20 protein-coding genes are annotated in these 23471 nt (G+C 37.2%); 10 read left to right on the top strand and 10 right to left on the bottom strand.

Annotated elements, in window-relative coordinates; genetic code table 11:
• The first annotated feature begins 195 nt into the window (after positions 1 to 195).
• Positions 196 to 3054, top strand: a complete 2859-nt coding sequence (locus tag H4J38_RS13315) for an ATP-binding protein (protein ID WP_182132304.1) — start codon at positions 196 to 198, stop codon at positions 3052 to 3054.
• Positions 3055 to 3080: 26 nt separating this feature from the next.
• Here the strand turns inward: H4J38_RS13315 and H4J38_RS13310 are convergent, their stop codons facing one another.
• The 5 genes from H4J38_RS13310 to H4J38_RS13290 form a co-directional block, all read right to left on the bottom strand.
• Positions 3081 to 3287, bottom strand: coding sequence for a helix-turn-helix transcriptional regulator (locus H4J38_RS13310; protein WP_182132303.1), 207 nt, complete (start codon positions 3285 to 3287; stop codon positions 3081 to 3083).
• 1 nt (position 3288) lies between these two features.
• Positions 3289 to 3747, bottom strand: coding sequence for a hypothetical protein (locus tag H4J38_RS13305; protein ID WP_182132302.1), 459 nt, complete (start codon positions 3745 to 3747; stop codon positions 3289 to 3291).
• 359 nt (positions 3748 to 4106) lie between these two features.
• On the bottom strand, positions 4107 to 4670 hold the full coding sequence (locus H4J38_RS13300) for a DUF1697 domain-containing protein (RefSeq protein WP_310733481.1): 564 nt from the start codon (positions 4668 to 4670) through the stop codon (positions 4107 to 4109).
• 74 nt (positions 4671 to 4744) lie between these two features.
• Positions 4745 to 5062 (bottom strand): DUF962 domain-containing protein, encoded by a 318-nt coding sequence (locus tag H4J38_RS13295; protein WP_182132301.1) that lies wholly within the window; start codon positions 5060 to 5062, stop codon positions 4745 to 4747.
• Between the two features lie 9 nt (positions 5063 to 5071).
• A complete protein-coding gene (locus H4J38_RS13290; RefSeq protein ID WP_182132300.1) occupies positions 5072 to 5707 on the bottom strand; it encodes a LysE family translocator in 636 nt (211 codons plus the stop codon).
• A 413-nt stretch (positions 5708 to 6120) separates the two neighbouring features.
• Between H4J38_RS13290 and H4J38_RS13285 the strand changes: the two genes are divergently transcribed.
• From H4J38_RS13285 to H4J38_RS13265, 5 genes are all read left to right on the top strand, one after another.
• The gene (locus H4J38_RS13285) at positions 6121 to 6312 is read left to right on the top strand and encodes a DUF3185 family protein (protein WP_182132299.1); all 192 of its coding nucleotides are present in this window, start codon (positions 6121 to 6123) and stop codon (positions 6310 to 6312) included.
• A gap of 125 nt (positions 6313 to 6437) precedes the next feature.
• On the top strand, positions 6438 to 6788 hold the full coding sequence (locus H4J38_RS13280) for a hypothetical protein (protein ID WP_182132298.1): 351 nt from the start codon (positions 6438 to 6440) through the stop codon (positions 6786 to 6788).
• 249 nt (positions 6789 to 7037) lie between these two features.
• Entirely contained in the window at positions 7038 to 7598 is a 561-nt protein-coding gene (locus H4J38_RS13275) for a flavodoxin family protein (RefSeq protein ID WP_182132297.1), read from the top strand.
• A gap of 195 nt (positions 7599 to 7793) precedes the next feature.
• A complete protein-coding gene (rhlP, locus tag H4J38_RS13270; protein ID WP_182132296.1) occupies positions 7794 to 8627 on the top strand; it encodes a rhombotarget lipoprotein in 834 nt (277 codons plus the stop codon).
• Positions 8628 to 8665: 38 nt separating this feature from the next.
• The gene (locus H4J38_RS13265) at positions 8666 to 8842 is read left to right on the top strand and encodes a hypothetical protein (protein WP_182132295.1); all 177 of its coding nucleotides are present in this window, start codon (positions 8666 to 8668) and stop codon (positions 8840 to 8842) included.
• A 247-nt stretch (positions 8843 to 9089) separates the two neighbouring features.
• Here H4J38_RS13265 and secF read toward each other — a convergent pair whose 3' ends face one another.
• The 3 genes from secF to H4J38_RS13250 all read right to left on the bottom strand — a co-directional run bounded on the left by secF (position 9090) and on the right by H4J38_RS13250 (position 12507).
• Positions 9090 to 9998: a protein translocase subunit SecF gene (secF, locus tag H4J38_RS13260; RefSeq protein ID WP_182132294.1), complete on the bottom strand. Its 909-nt coding sequence runs from the start codon at positions 9996 to 9998 to the stop codon at positions 9090 to 9092.
• Complete coding sequence (secD, locus tag H4J38_RS13255; RefSeq protein WP_182132293.1) at positions 9995 to 11932, bottom strand: protein translocase subunit SecD; 1938 nt, start codon at positions 11930 to 11932, stop codon at positions 9995 to 9997. The genes secF and secD overlap by 4 nt, the downstream gene beginning before the upstream one ends.
• A 155-nt stretch (positions 11933 to 12087) precedes the next feature.
• Entirely contained in the window at positions 12088 to 12507 is a 420-nt protein-coding gene (locus tag H4J38_RS13250; protein WP_182132292.1) for a hypothetical protein, read from the bottom strand.
• 240 nt (positions 12508 to 12747) lie between these two features.
• Between H4J38_RS13250 and H4J38_RS13245 the strand changes: the two genes are divergently transcribed.
• A complete protein-coding gene (locus tag H4J38_RS13245; protein WP_182132291.1) occupies positions 12748 to 13341 on the top strand; it encodes an HD family hydrolase in 594 nt (197 codons plus the stop codon).
• 57 nt (positions 13342 to 13398) lie between these two features.
• Here the strand turns inward: H4J38_RS13245 and H4J38_RS13240 are convergent, their stop codons facing one another.
• Positions 13399 to 14049: a methyltransferase gene (locus H4J38_RS13240; RefSeq protein WP_182132290.1), complete on the bottom strand. Its 651-nt coding sequence runs from the start codon at positions 14047 to 14049 to the stop codon at positions 13399 to 13401.
• A gap of 353 nt (positions 14050 to 14402) precedes the next feature.
• Here H4J38_RS13240 and metA point away from each other — a divergent pair, with 353 nt between their 5' ends.
• Positions 14403 to 15353: a homoserine O-succinyltransferase gene (metA, locus tag H4J38_RS13235; RefSeq protein ID WP_182132289.1), complete on the top strand. Its 951-nt coding sequence runs from the start codon at positions 14403 to 14405 to the stop codon at positions 15351 to 15353.
• A gap of 28 nt (positions 15354 to 15381) precedes the next feature.
• Positions 15382 to 19074, top strand: a complete 3693-nt coding sequence (gene metH, locus H4J38_RS13230; RefSeq protein ID WP_310733480.1) for a methionine synthase — start codon at positions 15382 to 15384, stop codon at positions 19072 to 19074.
• Positions 19075 to 19217: 143 nt separating this feature from the next.
• On the opposite strand, the gene radA is transcribed toward metH, so the two are convergent.
• Positions 19218 to 20606 carry a DNA repair protein RadA gene (gene radA, locus H4J38_RS13225; protein WP_182132287.1) on the bottom strand — a complete coding sequence of 463 codons (1389 nt, stop codon included), beginning with the start codon at positions 20604 to 20606 and terminating at the stop codon, positions 19218 to 19220.
• A 387-nt stretch (positions 20607 to 20993) separates the two neighbouring features.
• Here radA and H4J38_RS13220 point away from each other — a divergent pair, with 387 nt between their 5' ends.
• Positions 20994 to 23447 carry a PilZ domain-containing protein gene (locus H4J38_RS13220; RefSeq protein ID WP_182132286.1) on the top strand — a complete coding sequence of 818 codons (2454 nt, stop codon included), beginning with the start codon at positions 20994 to 20996 and terminating at the stop codon, positions 23445 to 23447.
• The last annotated feature ends 24 nt before the right edge of the window (positions 23448 to 23471 follow it).

The raw sequence follows: 23471 nt of genomic DNA, 5'->3' as shown, positions 1-23471 counted from the left end.
GGATTACCTTACCGCAGTGTTGATGCATGGCAATATAAAAATCAATTGCCCTGAACGTTGTTAGTAGAATAGCAAAATGCTATAACTAACGACTACATAATATTTTTATCAATTGAAATAATAGATTATAGTTAAATGAGTCAAAAAAATAATTCACTTGATAGCAAAAATAACGCGTATTTTAAGGTGTCATGGATGGCGGTTTACAATAGAACATTGTTATTATCCGTATTTTTTTTATTCTCAACTTTGTGCCCCAGTTTTACAGCACAAAGTCAAAATCAGAACTCACTTCAATTTTTAGGTAAAAATTTCGGTCAAAAACTCTCCGCAATCGAAGCGATGGCAGATCAAACCCAAGCCTTAGTTTTAATCACTGAGCTCAGTAAAGACAACAGTTTATCAACGTTAGATAAACTCTCTGTTTTAGCCAGTAAAAGTAGGGTTTTTCATCAATTAGGCCTACTTGATAATGCTATTGAAGTAGCACAGGAAGAACAACAGCTTGCTAATAAATTTGAGTTTACGCAATTAGAAGCCGATGCTTATAAAAGGGTCGGGATTTATGCCTATTTAAAGGGCCAAAATAGATTGTCTTTGCACTCGTATCAGCAGTCGCTCAATTATTACCTCACGCTTGATGAATCTATCACCCAAGCAAATTTGTACAACAATATCGCCCTAGTACATGCGTTTACAGGCGAGCTAGAAAATGCGTTGTTAAGCTACCAACAAGCGGAAAAGATATATCAAAAGTTTGGTAGTGAAGCGGATAAAATTGACGTTAAATACAATATTGCCGCTTTTCATTTACAGCTAAAGCGCTACGATACTGCCATTTCTTTATTTCTTGAGGTAATAGAAAGTCGTTTAGAAATCATCGATCAGCAAGGACTTGCTGAGGCTGAAGGTGGCTTAGGCACCTCCTATATGTATGCAGGTGACTATCAAAAGGCTGAATACTACCTGACAAAGGCCCTCGATTATCATCGTATCAACAATAATGGTTACTGGGCTGCTACTACCTTACAAAACTTGGCCGAGCTTAATAATAATCTTGGTAATATTGACCAAGCCATAGCGTTTGCGCAGGAGTGTATTCGTTTAAGCGCTAAGTATGGAAATGACAATGCTTATTCCGGCGCATTATTTAGTTTAGCTAATGCATATTTTTATCAAGGAAAGTATGATTTAGCTTTGAGCTATGTCGAGCAATCCAATGAAATGGCGCATAAAATGCAATATAAGGAGCAAATAAGAAAGAACCTTTCACTGCGCTCACTTATATATGCTGCACAACATCAGTCTTTTAAGGCAGTTAAAAGCCAGCGCGATTTTTTGCAAACACAGTATGAGTGGGTTAATAATGAACTTAATTCTAAGTTAGCGGTGTTTAATTCTGATCAACTCAAACAACAAGTTGAACAGTTAAAACAGCAAAAGCGTTTACAAGAACTAGAAATGGAACGTTCTTCACAAGAGCGTTTTTTTATTATCATTGTGGTTTTCGCTGCCTTACTTATAGGTTTTTTAATTACACGTCGAGAAATTGAGCGGCGCTCAAAGCAAGCACTTGAGATAAAAGTAAAACAAAGAACCACCGAACTCGAATATTTAATGCAAGAGTTACAAAGTGCTAATAATATTAAAAGTCAATTTTTAGCCAATATGAGTCATGAAATTAGAACACCATTAACCACTGTTATTGGTCAAGCTGAAGCCATAATTAGTGGTGATGTTGATGATGAATTTATCGCTAAAGAAGTAAAGATTATCCTTGGTAACAGCTTACATTTATTAGAGCTTACCAATAACATTCTCGATTTAAGTAAAATTGAAGCGAATAAAATAGAACTTGAAATACAAACACACAACTTACACGACATGCTGCAAGAACTTGCTAATATGTTTAGTTTACTTGCTAGGTCAAAAGGCTTAACTTTTGAAATAAATCATTGTTTATCAAAGCCATTTTTAATTGATATTGATGGTATTCGTGTTAAGCAAATTTTAATTAATTTATGCTCTAACGCCATTAAATTTACACCCAAAGGACATGTAGAACTCAATATCAGTCAAAGTGAAAATAACCTGATGTTTAAAATTACCGACAGTGGTATTGGTATGAGCAGTTCGCAATTACAAAATTTATTTGAAAGCTTCACCCAAGGAGATAGCAGCATTAACCGGCGCTTTGGTGGTACAGGCTTAGGCCTATGTTTATCAGATCAGTTAGCTAAAATTATGGGTGGTAAAATTGAAGTTGAAAGTGAGCTAAACCAAGGCAGTGTTTTTGTCTTTAGTTTACCCTGTAAAGCCAGTGAAAGTGAGCAGAGCAGTGAAAGTATAATATCGACTATCGAGGTTGATAATAACGATGAACACCAACAGTTGCAGGGCAAAATTTTACTTGCTGATGATCATAACGATAATCGACGGCTAATTGCTCGGTTATTGGCATCACTGGGCTTGGAGGTTATCACCGCACGTAATGGTTATGAAACTTTGGCCTTATTTGAACAACACAAACCCACAATAATATTGATGGATATTCAAATGCCTGAAATGGACGGTATTGAAGCGTTTAAAATATTACGACAAAAAGGCTGTACTACACCTATTCTAGCGCTAACTGCAAACGCAATGTCGCATGAAATAGCCCATTATATATCCTTGGGCTTTAATGGTCATTTATCTAAACCGATTGAACGAAGTATTTTTATTCCTACTATCGTTAAATATTATGACGGTAGTATTTCGCAAGAAAAGGCTAATGAAAACTTTAACAACGTTGATATGTCAGATTTAGTGCAAGAATTTAAATCTAACTTGGTGTTAGAGCAACAAGATTTGGTGCTACACATTAATAATGAAGACTTCGACAAACTTGCTAAACTATCGCATCGTATCGCGGGTGCCGCGCAAATGTTTGGTTTCGCCGATTTATCTAAACATGCTATTCAGCTAGAAACAGTGATTAAAAGCAACCAGAGTGCTAGCGTTCATGATCACACCCAAAAGTTGTTGAATGAGATAGATCAGGTATTGTGGTAACTACCTATTACTGCATTTAAGTTATATTATTTATACTGAAAAATCACATTCAAAGGTACATTGAAATATTCAGCAATTTTAAATGCGACCTCTAAAGACGGTGAGTATTTGTCTTTTTCAATCGCGACAATCGTTTGTCGCGACACTCCAACCTCGTCAGCCAACATTTGTTGTGTCATTTCATCATTATCAAAGCGCAGTCGTCGAATATTATTAGTTATTTTTTTTGACACATTAAAAGCCTCTGCGATAATAAAATACTTGCGTTGCAAACTTAACAATCTCAGCAACTAGAGCACCAAAAATAATAATATTTATGATGACATATTCATTAGGCAAATTAAGCAAAGACTCTAACCGCTGACTCATAAAAGGGAAGAGTAAATGCAGTACCGCTGCAATCGTCGTAAAGCTTAAAATGTAATAAGCGTTTTGAGTACCTAAAAGCGCAATTTGTTTATCTCGCTCATCTTCATCATAGTTAGCATTTTTATTATCAATTATCGCGATAACAATGTGATGAAAAATTTCTAAAACAATAGTCATTATGACTACTGTTAGCAGGGCTGATTGCATAATACTTGTTGTTAAAATTTCTTGTTGCGCTGATCTATAAAGCGTTGAAAAATAATTAAACCAAATATATATCGTAATGGCTAATGAAACCCAAATACTGCGTTCTTTGTATGACATAGTTATTCCTTAAGTTTACTCAGACTCATAAATTATTGGTTAGCATCAATGCAGAAATGTATTTACATCGATGTATAAAATATTTGACATGATGTAATGATATTTTGACTTTAGTTGAACAGAGTTGCCAAGTCAAATATTTTTTACACCATGTAAGGTAAATTTTACTTAGGTCATAACTATGGAGGTAATGATTATAGCTTTGATGGTTAAGCTACTATTAGGAGGGCGTTAATCATTTTCAGAGTTAAGCTATGCTGGGTTACTGATATTTTAGATGTGAATTCTGAATGCCTCTGAATGCCGTAGTTGTGTTTTTAAAGGCAAGTTTAAAGGGATACTTTATAAGGACTAGGTGCTTAGCTGATATTTTTTGCTGCAAGGGCAATAAGCTTATCGACAGTTTTTAAGTTACGGGATGTAGCATTTACTTTTAATTTTTTCTCAATATTACTATGGGTTAATTTAGAGCGACCATAACCATCCTCACAATGTAAATAAAGCACCTTGCCAATAATGTGCAAGTGTTCATTTTTTTTAAGGTAAGGTGTTAATAATGCTATCGGGTTATTCGAGATTGTGTTGTTTGGAAAATCAGATAAAAAGCAAAGTAATATTTTGCTACCATCTGTGGCAACGTCAATATTATCAAAGGGCAAATTTGCACGAGCGTTTTGTAAATCAATAGGTGTTATGACAAATACCGGTACCTCAAATTTATAATGTGCAAAAATCGCTTGGTTTATTTTTTTAGCGAGTTGTGAGCAATCACTTACCTCATTATCATGACTATTAAAGATTACATTGCCACTTTGAATATAGCTTTGAATATTTTCAAACGATAATTGTTGATATAGCATTTTCAAATCTGCCATTTTTATTATCTTTTGGCCTGCGACATTAATGCCGCGCAGTAATGAAATATAAGTGGTGATTTTGGTTATCCTTTGACTAAATATTAATATACTTGTGCATCAAACTGAAGCTAGCAATAGTATTAGAACTTAAGCTTACCCATTATCATGTCTTTATACATAACCCAGTCGCCAAGCAGGCTATACCAAGGATAAGTAAAAGTAGCGGGTCTATTCTTCTCAAAGAAAAAATGACCAAGCCAAGCAAAACCATAACCGAACAAAGGCAATGCCCAAAGTAAAGTCCAGGCAGAGTTTATCAAAATATAGGCTAGCGTTATGATAATCAAACTAGAGCCTATAAAATGCAGCCTTCTGCAGATAATATTTTTATGCTGGCTTAAATAAAAAGGATAGAACGACTTAAAGTCGTTATATTGTTTAACATGTGAATTTGTCATAAAAATAACCTAGTTTATTTTGCTCGTTAGTACTTTTAAGCCCATTAAAATCATAGCGCCACCCAACACACGATCGATCCAATGACCTAAGCGTTGAAATTTTTTATTAACACTGGGGCGAGAAAGCAAAACCACGACAGTAGAAAACCAAAGTAGCTGCAATATCATCATCCAAACACCGTAGATAACCAAATGCAATAGTGGTAAATTTGGCGATAAAACCACGGTAAACAGCGCCACAAAATAGATTGGCGCTTTTGGGTTTAAAGCATTGCATAAAAACCCTTTTGCGATAGCTTTTAAGTTTGAATGTTTTGTAATCGCTTTTTGTTTGATTATATTACTAGCCGGGTGCACAGGTTTTGCTCTTAAGCCATGAATACCTAAATAAATTAGATAACAGCCACCGATAATTTTTATCAACCACAAGGCTGTTGTTGAATTCGCAATAACGGCAGCTAAGCCCAAGGCTGAGTAAATAATATGAACCGACAAGCCCAAAGCAATGCCAATACTGACCATAAACCCTGCTTGCTTACCGTTAGACAAGGTTTGCTGGGATACTAAAACAAAATCAGGCCCTGGAGATGCCGCCGCCAATAAATGGATGGAGGTAATTAAAATTAAGCCTTGCACTAAATCCATAAGTATCTCCTAAACTGTAGCTGAAAATGTAAAAGCAAAAAAAGCAACCTGATACCTGTTATTTATAATGTGTACTATTAAAGTAGTTTACAAACTAATTCTAAACCTGAAAGTCTGCAACATTTTATAAATTGATAACTAAATTAACATTGCTAAAATTTACCTGCAAATAATACCCTAGTTAGAATGTTCTGTTGCTTTTTTTAGTCAATTAAAATTGAGTGAGAATTGAATGAAAACTAAGTAAGTCATTGAAGCTATTATGTAAGCGCTGTATATTAAAATAAATGGTTATACATTGGGCTGACTTTAGGATTGGTAGTGAACACCAGCAAGCCCTCTAATAACGCTGTTAGTTTTTTATGTTAGTAGCAAGTTGACGCTAGTGTAATCTTATAAACTTTGGAGTTAAAATGAATAATAAAATTATTGGTATCGTGCTTATCATTGCCGGTGTTGCTTTAGCACTATGGGGTTTTAATATATACGATTCAGCTACGTCGCAAGTTACCCGTGCTGTAAGTGGTGATACGCCAATTGAAGCTTGGGCCGGAATGGTTGGCGGTGTTGTTGCTGTTTTAATTGGCATTACAAGGTTAAAGTAAAAGTTAATGGGTTGTTGTCGAACTTACATCAACCCATTAATCTCAGAATTAACAGAAGAGATAATTTCACTTCGCATGTCATTGGAATATGTTAATAAATTCATCATAACAAAAGGAGAAAACAGATGAGTGAAATAGTAAATGAGGGGCCAGCAACTGAGGGCACGGCTAAAATAGTCTACATATTGTATATGGTTGGCATTTTATTTGGTATTACAGGTATTGTTGGCGTTGTCATGGCTTATATTAACAAAGATGATGCACCTGATTGGTTAAAATCACATTATCAATTTCAAATTAGAACATTTTGGATAGGCGCTTTGTTTCTATTTATCGGCTCAATACTTTCACTCATTCTAGTCGGCTGGTTTGTCCTTATGTTTTGGGTTGTCTGGCTTATTGTTCGATGTGTTAAAGGGATGAAATCATTAGAAGCTAGAGTGGTACATCCTAATCCGACAGGTTGGTTTTTCTAGATAAATTATAAATAGAATAGGTGCTATAAAAGCGGCTCCTATTCTGTCTTTTCAATACGCCTTTTCTATTAGTTCCTTGTTAGAATTTAAACGTTAGATACAGCTTTTGAGGTGAAAATAGCCGTTGGCGGCTCAGATTATCAGAGTTAAGTCTCAATACGCTATTAAGCAAAGACCCACAGCAACATAGTTTATAATTCAATTGGTACGTTTCAATCATACTAATTGAAAAAAAAGGAATTAAAATCGATGCCTCTTATTGCAGTAGTCTACTTCTCGGAAACTAATGTCACCAGCCAACTTGCCAAAGCGATAGTAGCGGGCATTAATCAAGAGCCTGATATAAGTGTGCTTGAGCATAGAATTTATGGTCATGAAATTGTTGAAGGTAGGTTTGAAAACGCTGTATTATTCGAACAGCTAAAATTATGCGATGCAATCATCTTTGGAAGCCCAACCTATATGGGAAGTGTTGCTGCTCAATTTAAGGCTTTTGCCGATGCCTCAAGTGAACATTGGCAGTGCCAAGAATGGGCAGATAAAGTTGCAACTGGCTTCACCTCTGGAACTGGGCTAAACGGCGACCAATCAAGCACTTTGCAATACCTAGCAACTTTAGCAAGCCAACATGGCATGTTATGGGTTGGCGTAGACGCCTCATATGACTCTGTGGACGCTAGCATTAATCGGCTTGGTTGCCAGTTAGGAGTAGTTGCCCAAACATCCAATAATATCGTTAATGAAGTTGACCTCGCTACAGCGAAATACTTAGGCCGCAGGGTGGCAAAATTAACACTTCGTTTAAATTAGAAACTTTAGCATTAGCGAAGCTGCTGTTAGTTGGTACCAGCTATCAAAACCGCGTGATTAAAAACTCGAAACAGCTGCAACCTAAATACTTTTGATTGTTTCAAAAAATCTATCCAGTTAGCGTGTTACGATTAATCAATAATAGTAAAAACGAGTAATTATTCAAGCTTGTTAATACGACCAAAAGGAATGTCGATGAAATCTAAAATATTTATCATAATGCTAGGTGTAATATTAATAGCGTCGTGTAGCTCACTTATAAGTGATAATACCGGTAAGAAAACACAGTCGAGTAGCTTGATGGATTTTCTGTATCCAAACCAAGAAAGCCGAGCTGCACATAAACCAGAAATTCCGGTATTAACACTACCGGTTAAAGTCGGCCTGGCTTTTGTACCATCTAAAAATTGGCAAAGAGATGGTATTCACAGTAAAGATCAGATGGATTTACTTAAAAAAGTCAAAAAGTCATTCCTCAAATATGATTACATTGATCGTATTGAAATCATTCCCAGCACATACTTAAATGGCGGCGAAGGGTTTTCAACTTTAGAACAAGTAGGAAGACTTTATGACGTTGACGTAATGGCTTTGGTTTCTTACGACCAAGTCACTCAATCACTTGAAAATAATGCCGCCTTACTTTATTGGACAATAGTCGGTATGTATATCATTCCTGGAAATGAAAACTCTATTCAAACCTTCGTAGATACAGCTGTTTTTGACATTAAAAGTAAAAAAATGCTTTTTAGAGCTCCAGGTTTGAACAAACTTGAAAAAAGAACGACAGCGATAGGAATTGATGACACCTTAATGGAAAAATCACTCGAAGGTTTTGGTTTGGCCGTTAGCGATATGACTATTAATCTAGAAGCGGAACTTGCTCAATTTAAGGCTAGAGTTAAAGAAGAAAAAATTGCAAAAGTTGAACGCCGAGAAGGTTATAGTGGCGGGTCAATTAGTTACTATTTGTTATTGTTCTCCTTGTTCATGTTAGTCAATAAAAATGGGTGTCGTAAATTTAGCTAAACAAGCCAAAGCTATTCTTTATTAAGAGAAATATTATTATGAAAGAAGCAAGTAATGAAGTTAAAGAGGAGATTAAAGCAAAGTGGGTATATTGGAAGAACATAAAAAGTAAGAAAGCGAAAGCATTACTCATCGTCTTAGTTATTGGTTTGATTGGCTTAAAAATATTCACAACTGTGTTAACCTTTGATTGGCTTGCCAGCTTATTTAATTAAGTCTAATAATGAATTAAATAAGCAATGTTCAGCTTGAATATAAAGTGAGTTTTAAATCCTATATTTAGTACTATGGATTGAGATAGTATTCTCGAAAAAAAGGCACAAGCTCAATTTATAACGATGAACCTGTGCCTTTAACTCTTTTAATTATTGCTTCGTGCGCAATAAATTTTTCGCTGCTTACATACCTTTAAAAGCTCAATCATATTTTAAAACACACTGATATTTTAAAGAACACAAAAACTTAAGGTAGAGTGCAAACTTCATGCTCTTTTTTATGGTAGTGATCAGCACTCAAACCTAATAATTGTGGGATAGTAGCTGATATGGCAATTGATGAATATGTGCCAATTAATATGCCAGCAAACAATGCAATAGCAAAACCCGCCAATGATTCACCCGCAAATAATCCTATTGCCAGTACCGTAGCAAGTGTTGTGCCTGAGGTGATTAATGTTCGCACTAAAGTAGATTTAATCGCTTGGTTAATAATGTCATCAATATCGCCGTCTTTGTTTCGTATCATGATCTCTCTAACCTTATCTCCAACGATTATCGAGTCATTAAGCGAGTAGCCTATAATGGCCAATAAACTTGCTAATATCGTTAAATCAAAAGAGATATTAAACCACGCGAATATACCGAGTACGACAACCACGTCATGAACCAGAGCAACTACTGAGCCTGCAGCTAGTCGCCATTCAAACCTCAGCGATAAGTAAACTAATATCACGATAACAGCGGTGAGTAACGCTAGGCCACCTTGGTCAATAAGTTCATCACCGACTTGGCTGCCAATATATATAGCGTTTTGTGGGGTTATCGATAAACCGCTTTGTTGGGAGAATTCAGTCAACCAACTGCTATCTTGTTGTCCAATGTTGGCATCAGTTTGTCGAACGCTCCAATGTGTGCCGTTGTCGGCAGCAGATAATTGAAAATCATCCGTTAAATACTCACTAAGCTGTTGGTTCATTTTGGTTTGGTCAATCGATTGCTCAGTTGAAAATTCAGTTAAGTAGCCACCGGTAAAATCTAAGCCAAGGTTAAGGCCTTGCGTAAATAAGCCAAATAATGAAATAGTGATAAGCATTGCGGCAAAATAGAAGCTGGCAAAGCGAAATTTACTGATACGAGATACGTTGTTTTTCATGAGTTAACTCCTAGCTTTACTTTGGATTTAGTGCCTAACTTTTCTGATAATTCAGCTAAAGAGTTAGTAGATAACTTACTCGATGAGCTAATGCCAACTTTATCTGCCAATTTAAGACCCATAAGTTGGTTTTTATTTTCACGGATGACCATATTGGTTAATGCTTTAGCGACAAATACGCCGGTAAACATACTGGTGAGTATTCCTAAGCACAAAATAATGGCAAAACCTTTTACTGGTCCATAACCTATGGTGTATAAAATAATAGCGGTGATCATGGTGGTAATGTTGGCATCAAGAATAGTAGCGAAGGCACTTTTGTATCCGGTTTCAATAGCTGATAACACTTGACGCCCTCGCCTTAATTCTTCTTTAATTCTTTCAAAAATAAGTACATTGGCATCAACTGCCATACCTACAGTTAATACTAAGCCTGCAATACCGGGCAGAGTTAACACAGAGCCGGGCAATAATGACATTAGGCCAAGTAAACTTACTAAATTTAATGCCAAAGCAATGTTGGCAATAAGGCCTAAAGTTCGGTACCAAACAGCCATAAACAATAAGGTAAACGAAATACCGATACTGAGCGCTTTAATACCATTATCTATGTTGTCCGCGCCAAGCGTTGCTTCAATATTACGCTGCATCACTATGGTAACAGGGGCATTTAATGAACCGGCACGTAGCAATAGTGATAATTCTTGCGCTGCTTGTGGGCTAGACATATTAGTGATACTAAATTGGGCACCTAAATGTTGAGAAATATTGGCGACATTGATGATTTTGCTTTTCTTGACTATTTCATTGTCGCTGTTGCGGTGAAACTCAGAGAACAGTGTCACCATAGGCTTACCAATATTTGCTTTAGAGAATGTCGACATTTTTTTTCCGCCGATACTGTCTAAGGTCAAGTTGACCAATGGCATGCCCATTTCGTCTTGTCCAGCGCGTGCATTTTTAATACTACTACCCGAAAAAACAGCTTTGCTATTCAAGCTTAATTTACGGCCACTACTATCTATCATTTGCATAACACCTGCGGTATTTAAACCATCAGCTAACTGGTAAAAGTCTAGTGTTGCGGTAGCGCCAATAATGCGTTTGGCTTCTTCTGGGTTATGTACGCCGGGTAACTCAATACGAATTCTATTTTTACCTTGCTGTTGAGTTACCGCTTCGGTAATACCTAACTCTTCAATACGACCTCGCATTGTTTTCAAGGTTTGTTTCATGGTGGCTTGTCTAAATTTAACTTGCTCTTGCGGTGGGTAAAATAGTGTTATTTGAGTATTGCTAGTTTTACTCATGCTGAGTTCTGGCGTGCTATTAGTTACAGCATTAAGCAGTTTTTCAACTTTGCTGTGCATTGATGATGGAAAGCTAATTTCAATAGAGTTATTAGTTGGCTGAGAAATATTCAAGCCACGAATTCTGTTTTCTACACTGAGTGTTTTTATGTCAACAGCGAATCCTTTAAGATGTTCAAATAACGCTCTTTCGGTGTCTACGTCTAATACAAATAGCACACCACCACTCAGGTCGAGCCCTAGTTTTATCGGTTCCATATTCATTGACTTAAACCATGGTGGCGCATCACTCTCTAGTGTGCTGGCAATCAAGTAATTATCATCTAATTCAGATTTTAATAGATCTTTAGTTGCTTGCTCATCGGTTTTGCTCGCTAAGATAATAGTAATACCTGTTGCGTTAGCGGTTATTTTTTCTGTCGCTAGCTGATTGCTGAGTAATAAGGTGTTTAATTTTTGCGGCGATGTTTGCACGCTTTGGCTACTATTGCTGGTTAACTGAATGCTTGCTTTTTCAGGGTATAAGTTCGGTAGGGCATTAATGATCATAAATATCAGGGTGATCATAATGACGATATTTTGCCAACTAATGTATTTTTTGGCGGATTTGTTACGTGAGTTCATCTTGAAATCTCTACATTTACACAGGAATGAAACGTTAAGTTGAACGAATTCATAAGTGACCGATGGCTTTGCATCAGTTTATAAAAAGGAAAATAGTCGATTTTTGTTCTAGTAATAAATTAAAAAGATATTACTAGAGGGGGAGTGTTGATGAACTAGCTGTGGTAGGTGGTTCTTGAACTGTATAAAAAATTGCCGTCTTTCCAGCCGGAAATACGAGATGACTTTGCTTGGTGGTTTAATTGTTCGAACCAGTTAATTAATTTTGCTGGGGAGGCTAAATTTTTAAATTCTCTTTCGCTGTTATTCGTTTTAAAAAACTCAATAACTAACACATAGTTTGGTGCTGTTTGTGCTTCTACCGAAAAAGTTGCTGGGCTTATGCTATTGATGCGAGGTAAGTTAAATAAATCTTGTGAGTGCTGCCCATCAAAATTAGTTCTAGCTTTTTGGTCTAGCTGAACTACATCGTTTTGTTGTACTAATTTGTTTTGGTTAAATTCTGAGTACGACGAGGCATTAGCACTTTGAGCTAATAAAAATAACACCAATAATATTGTTATGTAACGCCACATATCGAGAGATTTGTTTACCTTGAATAAGTTTAATATAAGGCCGTTTTATTACTTTTCAATAGCGTATAAGTACTTTAGTAGAAATAAATCGTATAGGTTTTTATACATAACTTATTTGTCGCTTTTAATTAGTCTTTAATATATTCAGTTAGTTACCAAGGTGGAGTTTTTAATGTTAGCCCCCATATCAGTTTATATGACTAGTACCTATAACCAGATTTGTTTTAAATAGGATAAAAAATGCAAGACTTAGCACAACAATTAAATTTTATTTTAGAGTTAGACCGCCTCAAAGCTGTATATCGAAAGGTGATGGTAAAGTCGGATAAAAACAGGCAAGAAAACAGTGCCGAGCATAGCTGGCATATTTCCATGCTGGCGCAAACGCTCCATGTTTACGCCGCAGAACCGGTAAATGTTGCTCGTGTCACCACCATGTTACTGATACATGACATAGTAGAAATTGATGCAGGTGACACCTTTGCGTTTGCTGCACAAGCCGAACTTGATGCACAAGAAGCGAAAGAACTTGATGCGGCAAATCGTATATTTGGCTTACTGCCTGAAAAGCAATATCAAGAAATGTTAAACCTGTGGTTAGAATTTGAAGCGGCTGAAACGAACGATGCTAAATTTGCCAAAGCGATGGATCGAGTATTACCTTTACTGCAAAATATGAAAAATGATGGGGGGAGTTGGGCTAAGCATAATGTTAGAAAGTCAGAGGTTATTGCTCGTAATAATTTATTGGATGGCTTGGCGCCTAAGCTCTGGACTTATGTTGCTGAACAAATTGAGCTTGCTGTAGAAAATGGCTGGTTACTAAACGAATAACACCTTTTAAAATTAGAGCCTTAGAAGCTTTTTAACTTGCTGCAAGCGTCTAAGACTCTATCGTTTAAACTTAAGGATATGACCTTTAAAATCTTGTGCAATATAGTCAGTATGTTCAGGCTTTATATGATCCGAACTAAAACCAAAACTTAGCATTTTGGTACTTAATTTACTTTTTCTACCGCGTCCCGGATCAACAAGAATAACTTCACAGCTTTTGTTAGCATGAGCTTCAATAAAGTCTGCCAGCAATTCAATATGTTCATCTTCATACAATAGATCACTGCCTATGATTAAATCAAACAGTCCTAAGGTGTCTTGCTTATTTGACCAATCTGTCTGCTCAAAGGTTATGGGACTATCTTGATTAAGTAAGGTGTTTCTAAGTAAAAAAGCTCCTACCTCAGGGTGGTAATCTGTGGCGGTAATATCTGCTTTTCTTTTATTTAACAGTAAGCTACTAAGCGCCATACCACAGCCAATTTCTAATATCCGCTTTGTACCCACTTGGTATTGCTCAATAAAATGAGCAAGTACTAAACTTGACGGCCAAACAACACCAAATAAAGACCAAGTCGCAGATGAAATACCAAGATTTTTCGCGATGTCTTCAGGATCATAAAATTCTTGTTTATCGCGCAAAGTACAAAGGTGAATATCAGTTTTACCAAACTCTATTGTTTGATAACTGTAACGAAGGTTTGTCATGGGGATTGCCTATGTTGGCGCTGAGCCTAGTATCTGGAGAAAAATGATACAACGGGAATGTGACAACAGCGTACAGTATCTAAACAAAATGACAATGCATTTCGTGCGCTATGATTAAGCTACAAAATAATTTTAATAATTTTAATAATTTTTACAGGTTTTTTTTGCGATTAAACGAAAAAACACTAACTCATACTAAATTCATTTAGACGTCTATACGTTTAGAGGTTGACATCTCTAGCAATCCAAGTCACATTGTAGTTAGTTAAAAATCGTAAAGAAAAAAACTGTTTTTCAGTGTTATTTTATACTTATTGCAGATATGACGAAATACCTCACATTAGGTTAGTGCTATGCCCATAAAGATCCCCAATGAATTACCCGCTTTAACGATATTAGACAAAGAAAATATTTTCGTGATGTCTGAACGTCGCGCTGCGGATCAAGAAATTCGCCCAATGGAAGTGGCTATTCTCAATCTAATGCCCAACAAAATAGAAACCGAGGTGCAAATTTTGCGTATGTTGGCCAATACCCCACTGCAAATCAATGTTGAATTTATTCGTATCCACGCTAATGAATCTAAAAATACCCCACAAGCACATTTAGATAATTTCTATCGCTTGTTCGACGATATTAAAGAAAAGCAATACGATGGTTTGATCATTACGGGTGCGCCTTTAGCATTACTAGATTATCAGCAAGTAACGTTTTGGGATAAAATTTGCGAAGTGTTTGATTGGGCAGAAAAAAACGTCACATCAACGATGTTTTCCTGCTGGGCGGCACATGCTGCGCTTTTTCATCATTATGGTTTGAAAAGACATTTACGTAAGGAAAAACTCTCGGGCGTATATCGCCACAGCAGTTTAAAGCCTGATGAACCGCTTACTCGAGGTTTCGATGAAAAATTTAACGTGCCTCACTCGCGCTATGGCTATATTGACAAATCAGACTATGAGTCACTTGACCATCTAGAAATATTGGCTGAGTCGGTCGAGGCAGGGGTTTATTTAGTTACTAGCAAGAACAAGCAGCAAGTCTACCTGACCGGTCATCCAGAGTATGATGCATCAACATTAAGTGAAGAGTATTTTCGTGATCTTGAGTTGGGCCGTAAAACGTCAATTCCTGAGAATTATTTTATTGAAGATGATCCAAACTCCGCCACGGCAAACACTTGGCGAAGCCATGGTAGTTTGCTTTTCACTAACTGGTTAAACTATTACGTTTATCAAATTACGCCGTATCAACTAGATGCAGACCATATTAAAGCAATTCACCCAGGGAAATCTCGTGGCTAAGCAAGTAAACACAAACCCAAAAGCACCTGTGGTGCAATCTTCCTCTTATGGCCTATTACAAACGCAATTAGACCAGCGTATTCTAATTTTAGATGGTGCTATGGGCACTATGATACAAGCGTACAAGTTTGAAGAGCAAGATTACCGCGGCGAACAGTTTGCCGACTGGCATAGCGATGTTAAAGGCAATAACGATATGTTGGTGCTAACCCAACCTGAAGTTATTAAAGCGATTCATCGTGAATATTTAGTTGCTGGCGCTGATATTATTGAAACCAATACCTTTAATGCTACGACTATCGCCATGGCCGATTACGACATGGAAGCGCACAGTGCTGATATTAATTTCACTGCAGCACGGTTGGCACGAGAAGTAGCCGACGAATTTACCGCGAAAAACCCTGGTAAACCACGTTTTGTTGCTGGCGTTTTAGGGCCAACAAACCGCACTTGTTCAATCTCTCCAGATGTTAACGATCCAGCGTATCGCAATGTAACCTTTGATCAATTAAAAGATGCCTATATTGAATCCACCAACGCCTTGCTTGATGGCGGCAGTGATATCATTTTAATTGAAACCATATTTGATACGCTAAATGCTAAAGCAGCTATATTCGCCGTTGAAACCGTTTTTGAGAGCCGTGGTGAACGTTTTCCTGTGATGATTTCAGGCACGATTACCGATGCCTCAGGGCGTACGTTATCAGGCCAAACAACTGAGGCATTTTACAACTCGTTACGCCATGCTAAGCCAATTTCAGTGGGTTTAAACTGTGCGTTAGGCCCGGTTGAATTACGCCAATATGTTGCAGAGTTAAGTCGTATTTCAGACGTGGCTGTATCTGCTCACCCCAATGCTGGTTTACCGAATGCTTTTGGTGGCTATGATTTTAGCGTTGAAGAAATGGACAAGCATATTGAAGAGTGGGGAACATCTGGCTTTTTAAATATTATTGGTGGCTGTTGTGGCACCACGCCAGATCATATTAAAGGTATGGCAGATGCGGTTGCTAATATTGCTCCGCGAGAAATAAAGCCGAAAGAAATTGCTTGTCGATTATCAGGTCTAGAAGCACTGACCATTAAAGAAGATAGCTTATTTGTTAACGTAGGTGAGCGTACTAATGTTACAGGCTCAGCTGTTTTTAAACGCCTAATAACCGATGAAAACTACGATCAAGCCATTGCGGTGGCTTTGCAGCAAGTTGAAAACGGTGCGCAAATTATTGATATCAACATGGATGAAGGCATGTTGGACTCGCAAGCGGCTATGGTGCGATTTTTAAACTTAATTGCCGGTGAGCCAGATATTGCTAAGGTGCCAATTATGCTCGATTCTTCTAAATGGGATATTTTAGAAGCGGGCTTAAAATGTATTCAAGGTAAAGGTGTTGTTAACTCTATTAGTTTAAAAGAGGGCGAAGATAACTTTCGTGAACAAGCTGAACTGTTACGCCGTTATGGTGCTGCGGTTATTATTATGGCCTTTGATGAAAAAGGCCAAGCAGACACTCGCGAACGTAAGTATGAAATTTGTAAGCGTGCTTATCAAATTTTGGTGCATGAAATTGGCTATCCTGCGGAAGATATTATTTTCGATCCAAATATTTTTGCGGTTGCCACCGGCATTGACGATCATAATAATTATGCGCGTGACTTTATTGAAGCCGTTGGCGATATCAAAGCAAACTTACCTCACGCCATGATTTCTGGTGGCGTGTCGAATGTTTCATTCTCATTTCGGGGTAATAACCCTGTGCGCGAAGCGATTCATGCGGTGTTTCTCTACCATGCAATAAAGAATGGTATGGACATGGGCATTGTTAACGCGGGTCAGTTAGCCATTTATTCAGACATTCCTGATAACTTGCTTTTAGCTGTTGAAGATGTGATTCAAAATTCAGATGATGGCGCCACTGAGCGTCTTCTCGATGTGGCACAAGAATATCGCGGTCAAACCGGTAGTCAAAATAGCAAAGCTGATCTAACGTGGCGTGAATTAGAAGTTAATAAGCGCTTAGAATATTCACTAGTTAAAGGCATTAATGAGTTCATTCTTGAAGATACAGAAGCGGCTAGATTAGTCGCCAAACGGCCACTAGATGTAATCGAAGGGCCGTTGATGGATGGTATGAATGTTGTTGGTGACTTATTTGGTGCTGGTGAAATGTTTTTACCGCAAGTGGTGAAATCTGCACGAGTCATGAAACAAGCCGTTGCGCATTTAAACCCTTTTATTGAAGCGGAAAAAACCGAAATTAAGTCGAACGGTAAGATACTACTGGCCACGGTAAAAGGCGATGTTCATGATATTGGTAAAAATATCGTCGGAGTCGTGTTGCAGTGTAATAATTACGAAATTATCGATTTAGGTGTCATGGTATCGTGTGAAGATATTTTACGTGTCGCACGCGAAGAAAAAGTCGACATTATTGGTTTGTCAGGTTTGATCACACCATCGCTAGATGAAATGGTGCATGTTGCTAAAGAAATGAAGCGACTAGACTTTGACCTACCATTATTGATTGGTGGTGCGACTACCTCTAAAGCACATACTGCGGTAAAAATTGAGCCGCAATATCAGCATCCTGTGGTGTATGTACCTAATGCTTCTCGTTCAGTTTCAGTGGTCAGTACGCTACTTTCTGATGAAAATAGAGACGCCTTTGTTGAGCGCCAAACCGCAGAATACGTCAAAGTACGTGAGCGCCATTATAAAAAAGGCCCACGTTCGAGTTTAATCTCTTTAAAAGACGCGCGTGCTAATGCTGTGCCTATTAATTTTGATAACTACACACCCAAGGTGCCAAATAAACTAGGCGTAACCGTACTTGATAATATAGACCTCAATATTGTTCGGCACTATATCGATTGGACGCCATTTTTCATGACGTGGCAGTTATCAGGTAAATACCCGTTAATTCTTAAACATGAGGTGGTGGGCGAAGAGGCAACTAAACTATTTAATGATGCCAATGCCATGTTAGATGACGTGATTAACAATAAAAAACTAACAGCGAAAGCGGTTTTTGGTTTATTTCCAGCGAACCGCGTACAAGATGATTTGCAGCTTTATACTGATGAAACTCGTACTGAGCCATTAATGAAATTGCATCAATTACGCCAACAAAGTAAAAAGCCTAGCGGTCAATATAATCGTTGTTTAGCGGATTACGTTGCCGATAAAGACTCAGGCGTTGATGATTATGTAGGAGCCTTTGCTGTCTCTGCAGGTTTTGGTGTTGAAGCGTTAGTAAAGGCCTTTGATGCAGATCACGATGACTACAATAGTATTTTAATTAAAGCGGTTGCCGATAGACTAGCAGAGGCAAGTGCCGAGTATCTTCACGAGAAAATTCGCAAAGAATATTGGGGCTACGCTCCAGAAGAGAGCTTAGCGAATGATGATTTAATTCGTGAAAAATACCAAGGTATTAGACCTGCACCTGGTTATCCTGCCTGTCCAGAACATACGGAAAAGGGCTTGTTGTGGGAGTTACTTAAGGTTGACGAAAATATTGGTATGGAACTAACATCAAGCTTTGCCATGTGGCCAGGTGCTGCAGTCAGTGGCTGGTATTTTGCCCACCCAGACTCGAAATATTTTGCGGTAGCAAAATTGGCACAAGACCAAGTTGAAAGTTATGCCGCACGTAAAGAAATGACCATGCCACAGGCTGAGCGCTGGTTATCAGCTAATTTAGATTACGAACCATCGTAAACCTTACTTTATAACGATTTTGAGTATTAATTTAATCGTGTAAAGCATTAAAGTGACATAGCTTAATAAGTTATGTCACTTTTTAATGCTTGATACTAGGCAATTTTTATTCTGTGTTTAAGCTAAATAATAGTGCTATTTAACTATTTTATTAGCTCAATTAATTCATGAATTGTCTTTACTGGCGATATTTTAGCGCCTAAGCCTTCCATCGATTTATGATAATTTCTAAAAGGAATAAATATTTCAGTAAAGCCATGTTGAGCTGCTTCTTTTACGCGCGGCACACCGCTGTCTATCGGGCGTACATCACCATTTAAGCTTAGCTCACCCATAATGCAGGTGGTTCTTGGGATAACAAATTCATTCAAGCTACTTAAAAGTGCAGTGACTAAGGCAAGATCAATACAGGTTTCTGATTCATCTATTTTTAGGCCACCAATAATATTAAAAAAAGTATCATGATAAATTTTGGTTTTGGTATGCTTGCGCAAAATACCGGTTAACATCTTAATACGATTCATATTAAGCCCAACACATACCCGCTGGGGGAATTCTGCTTCAGTTTCTGTCGTTAAGCACTGAATTTCTAATAGTAAATTTCTGTTACCTTTGCGTATACAAGTAATAGCAGAGCCCGGTGACTCAGTACTAGAACCTGATAAAAATATTTCACTCGGGTTATCAACACTGAGCATACCGCGTTCACACATTTTAAAAATACCGACGGTATCAATGTCACCAAAACGATTTTTATTTGCTCTCAATGTCCGTATTTGGCCATCATTAGTATCGATATGTAGTAGAGCATCAACAATATGTACTAAGGTTTGTGGCCCAGCAATTTCGTTGTTTTTGTTAACGTGAGCAATAAGAAACATAGTGACGTTATTTTGTTTACAGTACTGTGTTAATGATTGAGCTGCACTCTTAACTTGTGATGGTGAACCTGGGCTACCATTGGCATTTTCAGTAACAACGGCTTGAATAGAGTCGATAACGGCAAATTTAATTTTCTTTTGGTCTAACTCTTCAATAATGGCTTCAACACTGGTCTCAGATAACAAATATAATTCGTCAGGATTATAATCAAGCTTTAAACGTTGAACCCTGTTTTTGAACTGTGAAAGCGACTCTTCGGCAGTACAATAAAGTGATGGCGTTAATTTTGACATGCGGGCAACTAAATCGGAAAGTAAAGTGGTTTTCCCTGCACCTGGATCACCTGAGATAATATTCACAGAACCTGTAGTTACACCGCCACATAAAACTCGGTCAAGTTCACCTATACCGGTTAATTGCTTTTCAGCCTCGGTTGATTCTATTTCATTAATTTTTTTCGAACCGCCGCCAGTTCCACCAGCGTAACCACCAGAGGATGTACGACTTTGTGCTGCGCTTTTACTTTGGTTAGCAGGAATTTTCATTTCCACTAGGGTGTTCCAAGCGCCACATCGACATTGCCCTTGCCAACGTGGGTAGTTCATTCCGCAATCAGTACAAACAAATTCTAATTTTGCTAACTTTGCCATTTGGCTGCCTATTTTCTAAAATTAAATTCTTCAACCAATTATTATTAGTCAAAATTATGACAACACAGCAAGGTAATAAATATTTAAAGCTGTTTGTCAGGGGTGTCATTATTCTGTTATTATTTTTTATTGTTGATATTCAAGCTTTTAGTTTAGCTAATTTAAGTGTTCAGCTTGTTGTAAACAGAGTTTTTTAGATCTATATCTTCGTTGGCAAATTAACAGGTACGTTTATTGCTAATGTTATTGCTATAGAACAGTTAAAAATAAATTCTTTACTATTCAAGGTTTAGCCTAGTGTTGTGGTGTTAATTTTATAACAAGCCAAATATACTAGATTATTACCCCATGAGTAGTTTTCTTTATTGTAAAGATATTGAAGCGTAAATGAATAAAGATTTTTCAAAATATCAAAAAATTATTAACGAATTTAGTGGCCAAGTCTTAAATAGTGACTTTGAAGCTAGATTTAATGCTGTCACAAAAAAAATACCTAAGACTGAACGCTTTCTTTTGAAGATGGAATTAAAACGTCTTGCTGCGCCTTGTAGTCGTTTGATTGATTTACGAGGTCACGTTGATGGGGAATGTAAAACCTTTGAACACGAAGACAGAATTCATTTTCTAGACAACCTTGCTAGCTTAGCTTTTACAGAGGCGTTTTCACGTTATGGCGGCTACACGCTTGGTGTTTACGAAGCGACAATGAATACAGAAAATAACTTTCGGGTTATTTATCATAAAGAAAAAAGTAAGGTTAATAAAACCCCGTCAGAAGACACCACTAAAATATTAGAAAAATCACAATATCCTGCACAGTTTTGTAGTTTCGGTCCTTATCATAATCGCGTTGAAGAACGGATGAACTTTGTGATTTCTATTCAAGTCACTATAGACAAAGAGCCCGAGTTTGAATGCTCAACTTTAGACTTAAGTGTCAATGGCTGCAAGTTCAGAGTGAATAGCCTTAAGCCGTTTAGTATTGGTCAACAAATTAGCCTACGTTTTAGTGGCTTGGAAGAGCAGTTCCAATTAAGTGCTGACAGCGACTTTATCTACGAAGTAAAAAACGTCACCGTTTTAGATAATATGCAGTTAGTTGGTGTAAAAAGAATAAACCAAGAAAAATCTGGCACAGATGCTTTTACGCAATACCTTGTTAGCTTTATTCAAGGCAATAAACGTCGATACAAAATTAATCTGGATAATACTATTAGCGCGCTACAAGCACGCAGTTTTGAACAGTATGTTCTACCTAAATCCAATGAACTGCCGATTTTTATTGAAAAAAACGCTAACATTTTAACACCAAAATATGCATTAACTTGTAATAACAACCAAGGTATTTACCAGTATTGGCAAGATGAAAAGCACTATTCGACGCTATACTGCTTAATTACGCCTGAACGCATTGTTCGGCTGCGGAAGTTGGCTTTATCAGGAAAGTCGTTACTGGTTTTTAGTTTTATTCATAAAAGCCAAGGTAAGTCATATTTTTATACTGCTGATGAAATTCAGCTGGCTGAAGACCCAGAATTTATGCCACAATTTTTAGGTTTTGCAGCTTCAAAAGAACATTTTTCTGTTACTCAATTGAATTTATTGGATATTGTTTCAAATCGAGCTGAGTCAAATTTTACTTTATCTAATAGTATTACTAAGCAAAACGAATATTTAAATGCGCCAATACCTGAAGAGATTAAGTCATTATTAGATAAAACACCTTATATTGTGGTGGTTAGTGATGTTACGCAAGATGAAAGTGTGCAGGCTTATCAATCGCTGTCTTTTGAGGGAATTAACACAGTTAAATTGAAAAGGTTTGGTCATAAACGTTTGAGTAAGCCCTTTAGTGTTGATGAAGTTGGCATAAACTATAGGAATCAGCGACAAGAATTACGCTTCACCTATAAAGCGCCGGCTAGTATCGAAATTGATCAAGTTATTTCGCAAGGAACTTCAATTAATTTTTCTACTTCGGGTTTGAAAATTGAGCTAGATAAAGCCACAACCTTGGTAGCAGGTGACATTGTTTATTTAGGTTTTCCTAAGTTACAAAAAATCACGTCATCATTTGATTTAACCGGTTTACCTTACGAAGTTATGCGCGTTAATCGGGCTAAAACTATGGTTAATTTACGGGTTTTTGTGGAAAAACATCAGCACATTGGGCGTAAATTCTTTAAAGCCTTGATTGATAAAAACCGTGACAAATTAACCTCTGATGAATATGTTCAGTCGAGCCCAGGTTTAGCCAAAGCACTGCGCAATATATACAGTGGCAGTTCAAATACTCTATCCCTGATTGTGCAAACAAGTGGTAGTCGTTATAAATCTGAAATAATTGCCGGTGGAGACTCTGATGGTAAATTAATGTCTGCGATGAAACAATTAAGTGACCGTAGTTCATATTACAATTTATACCCTATTTTTGGACATGCCGAAATTATGACAAGTTTGACGGCAAAGCTAAAGAAAATGCCACATACGGAAACAGCAAGTTCCAAAGTACTTTATATTGCCATTAACACCAGTTTTGACACGGTAGACAAATCGGTAACAATAAAGCTCTCTTCAGAGCTCGATAATGAAGAATTAAAACAAAAATTTATTCATCAAGCGCTGAAAAACGGTAAGTTTTTCTGTGTGATGATGAAACTCTCACGTACAGCTGAGCCAGATATGAGCCACTTAAACCCTGAGCTTAGTTACATTAGTTCTTATGCTATTCATCGCGGTAAACAAATAGAGCAAGATATTTGGAGTGTGGCGGGTATTGCGCAGGTTTTCGATATAACCAAAGAAGTGCTGTTTAACTATCGTTTAACGCGTAGTGCCTAAAGCTGCATTTTTTAATTTAGGGGC

Origin of the sequence: Colwellia sp. BRX10-3 (assembly GCF_014077505.1) — a bacterium.
Lineage (GTDB): Bacteria > Pseudomonadota > Gammaproteobacteria > Enterobacterales > Alteromonadaceae > Cognaticolwellia.
This window is presented reverse-complemented; position numbering and strand designations above follow the sequence as displayed.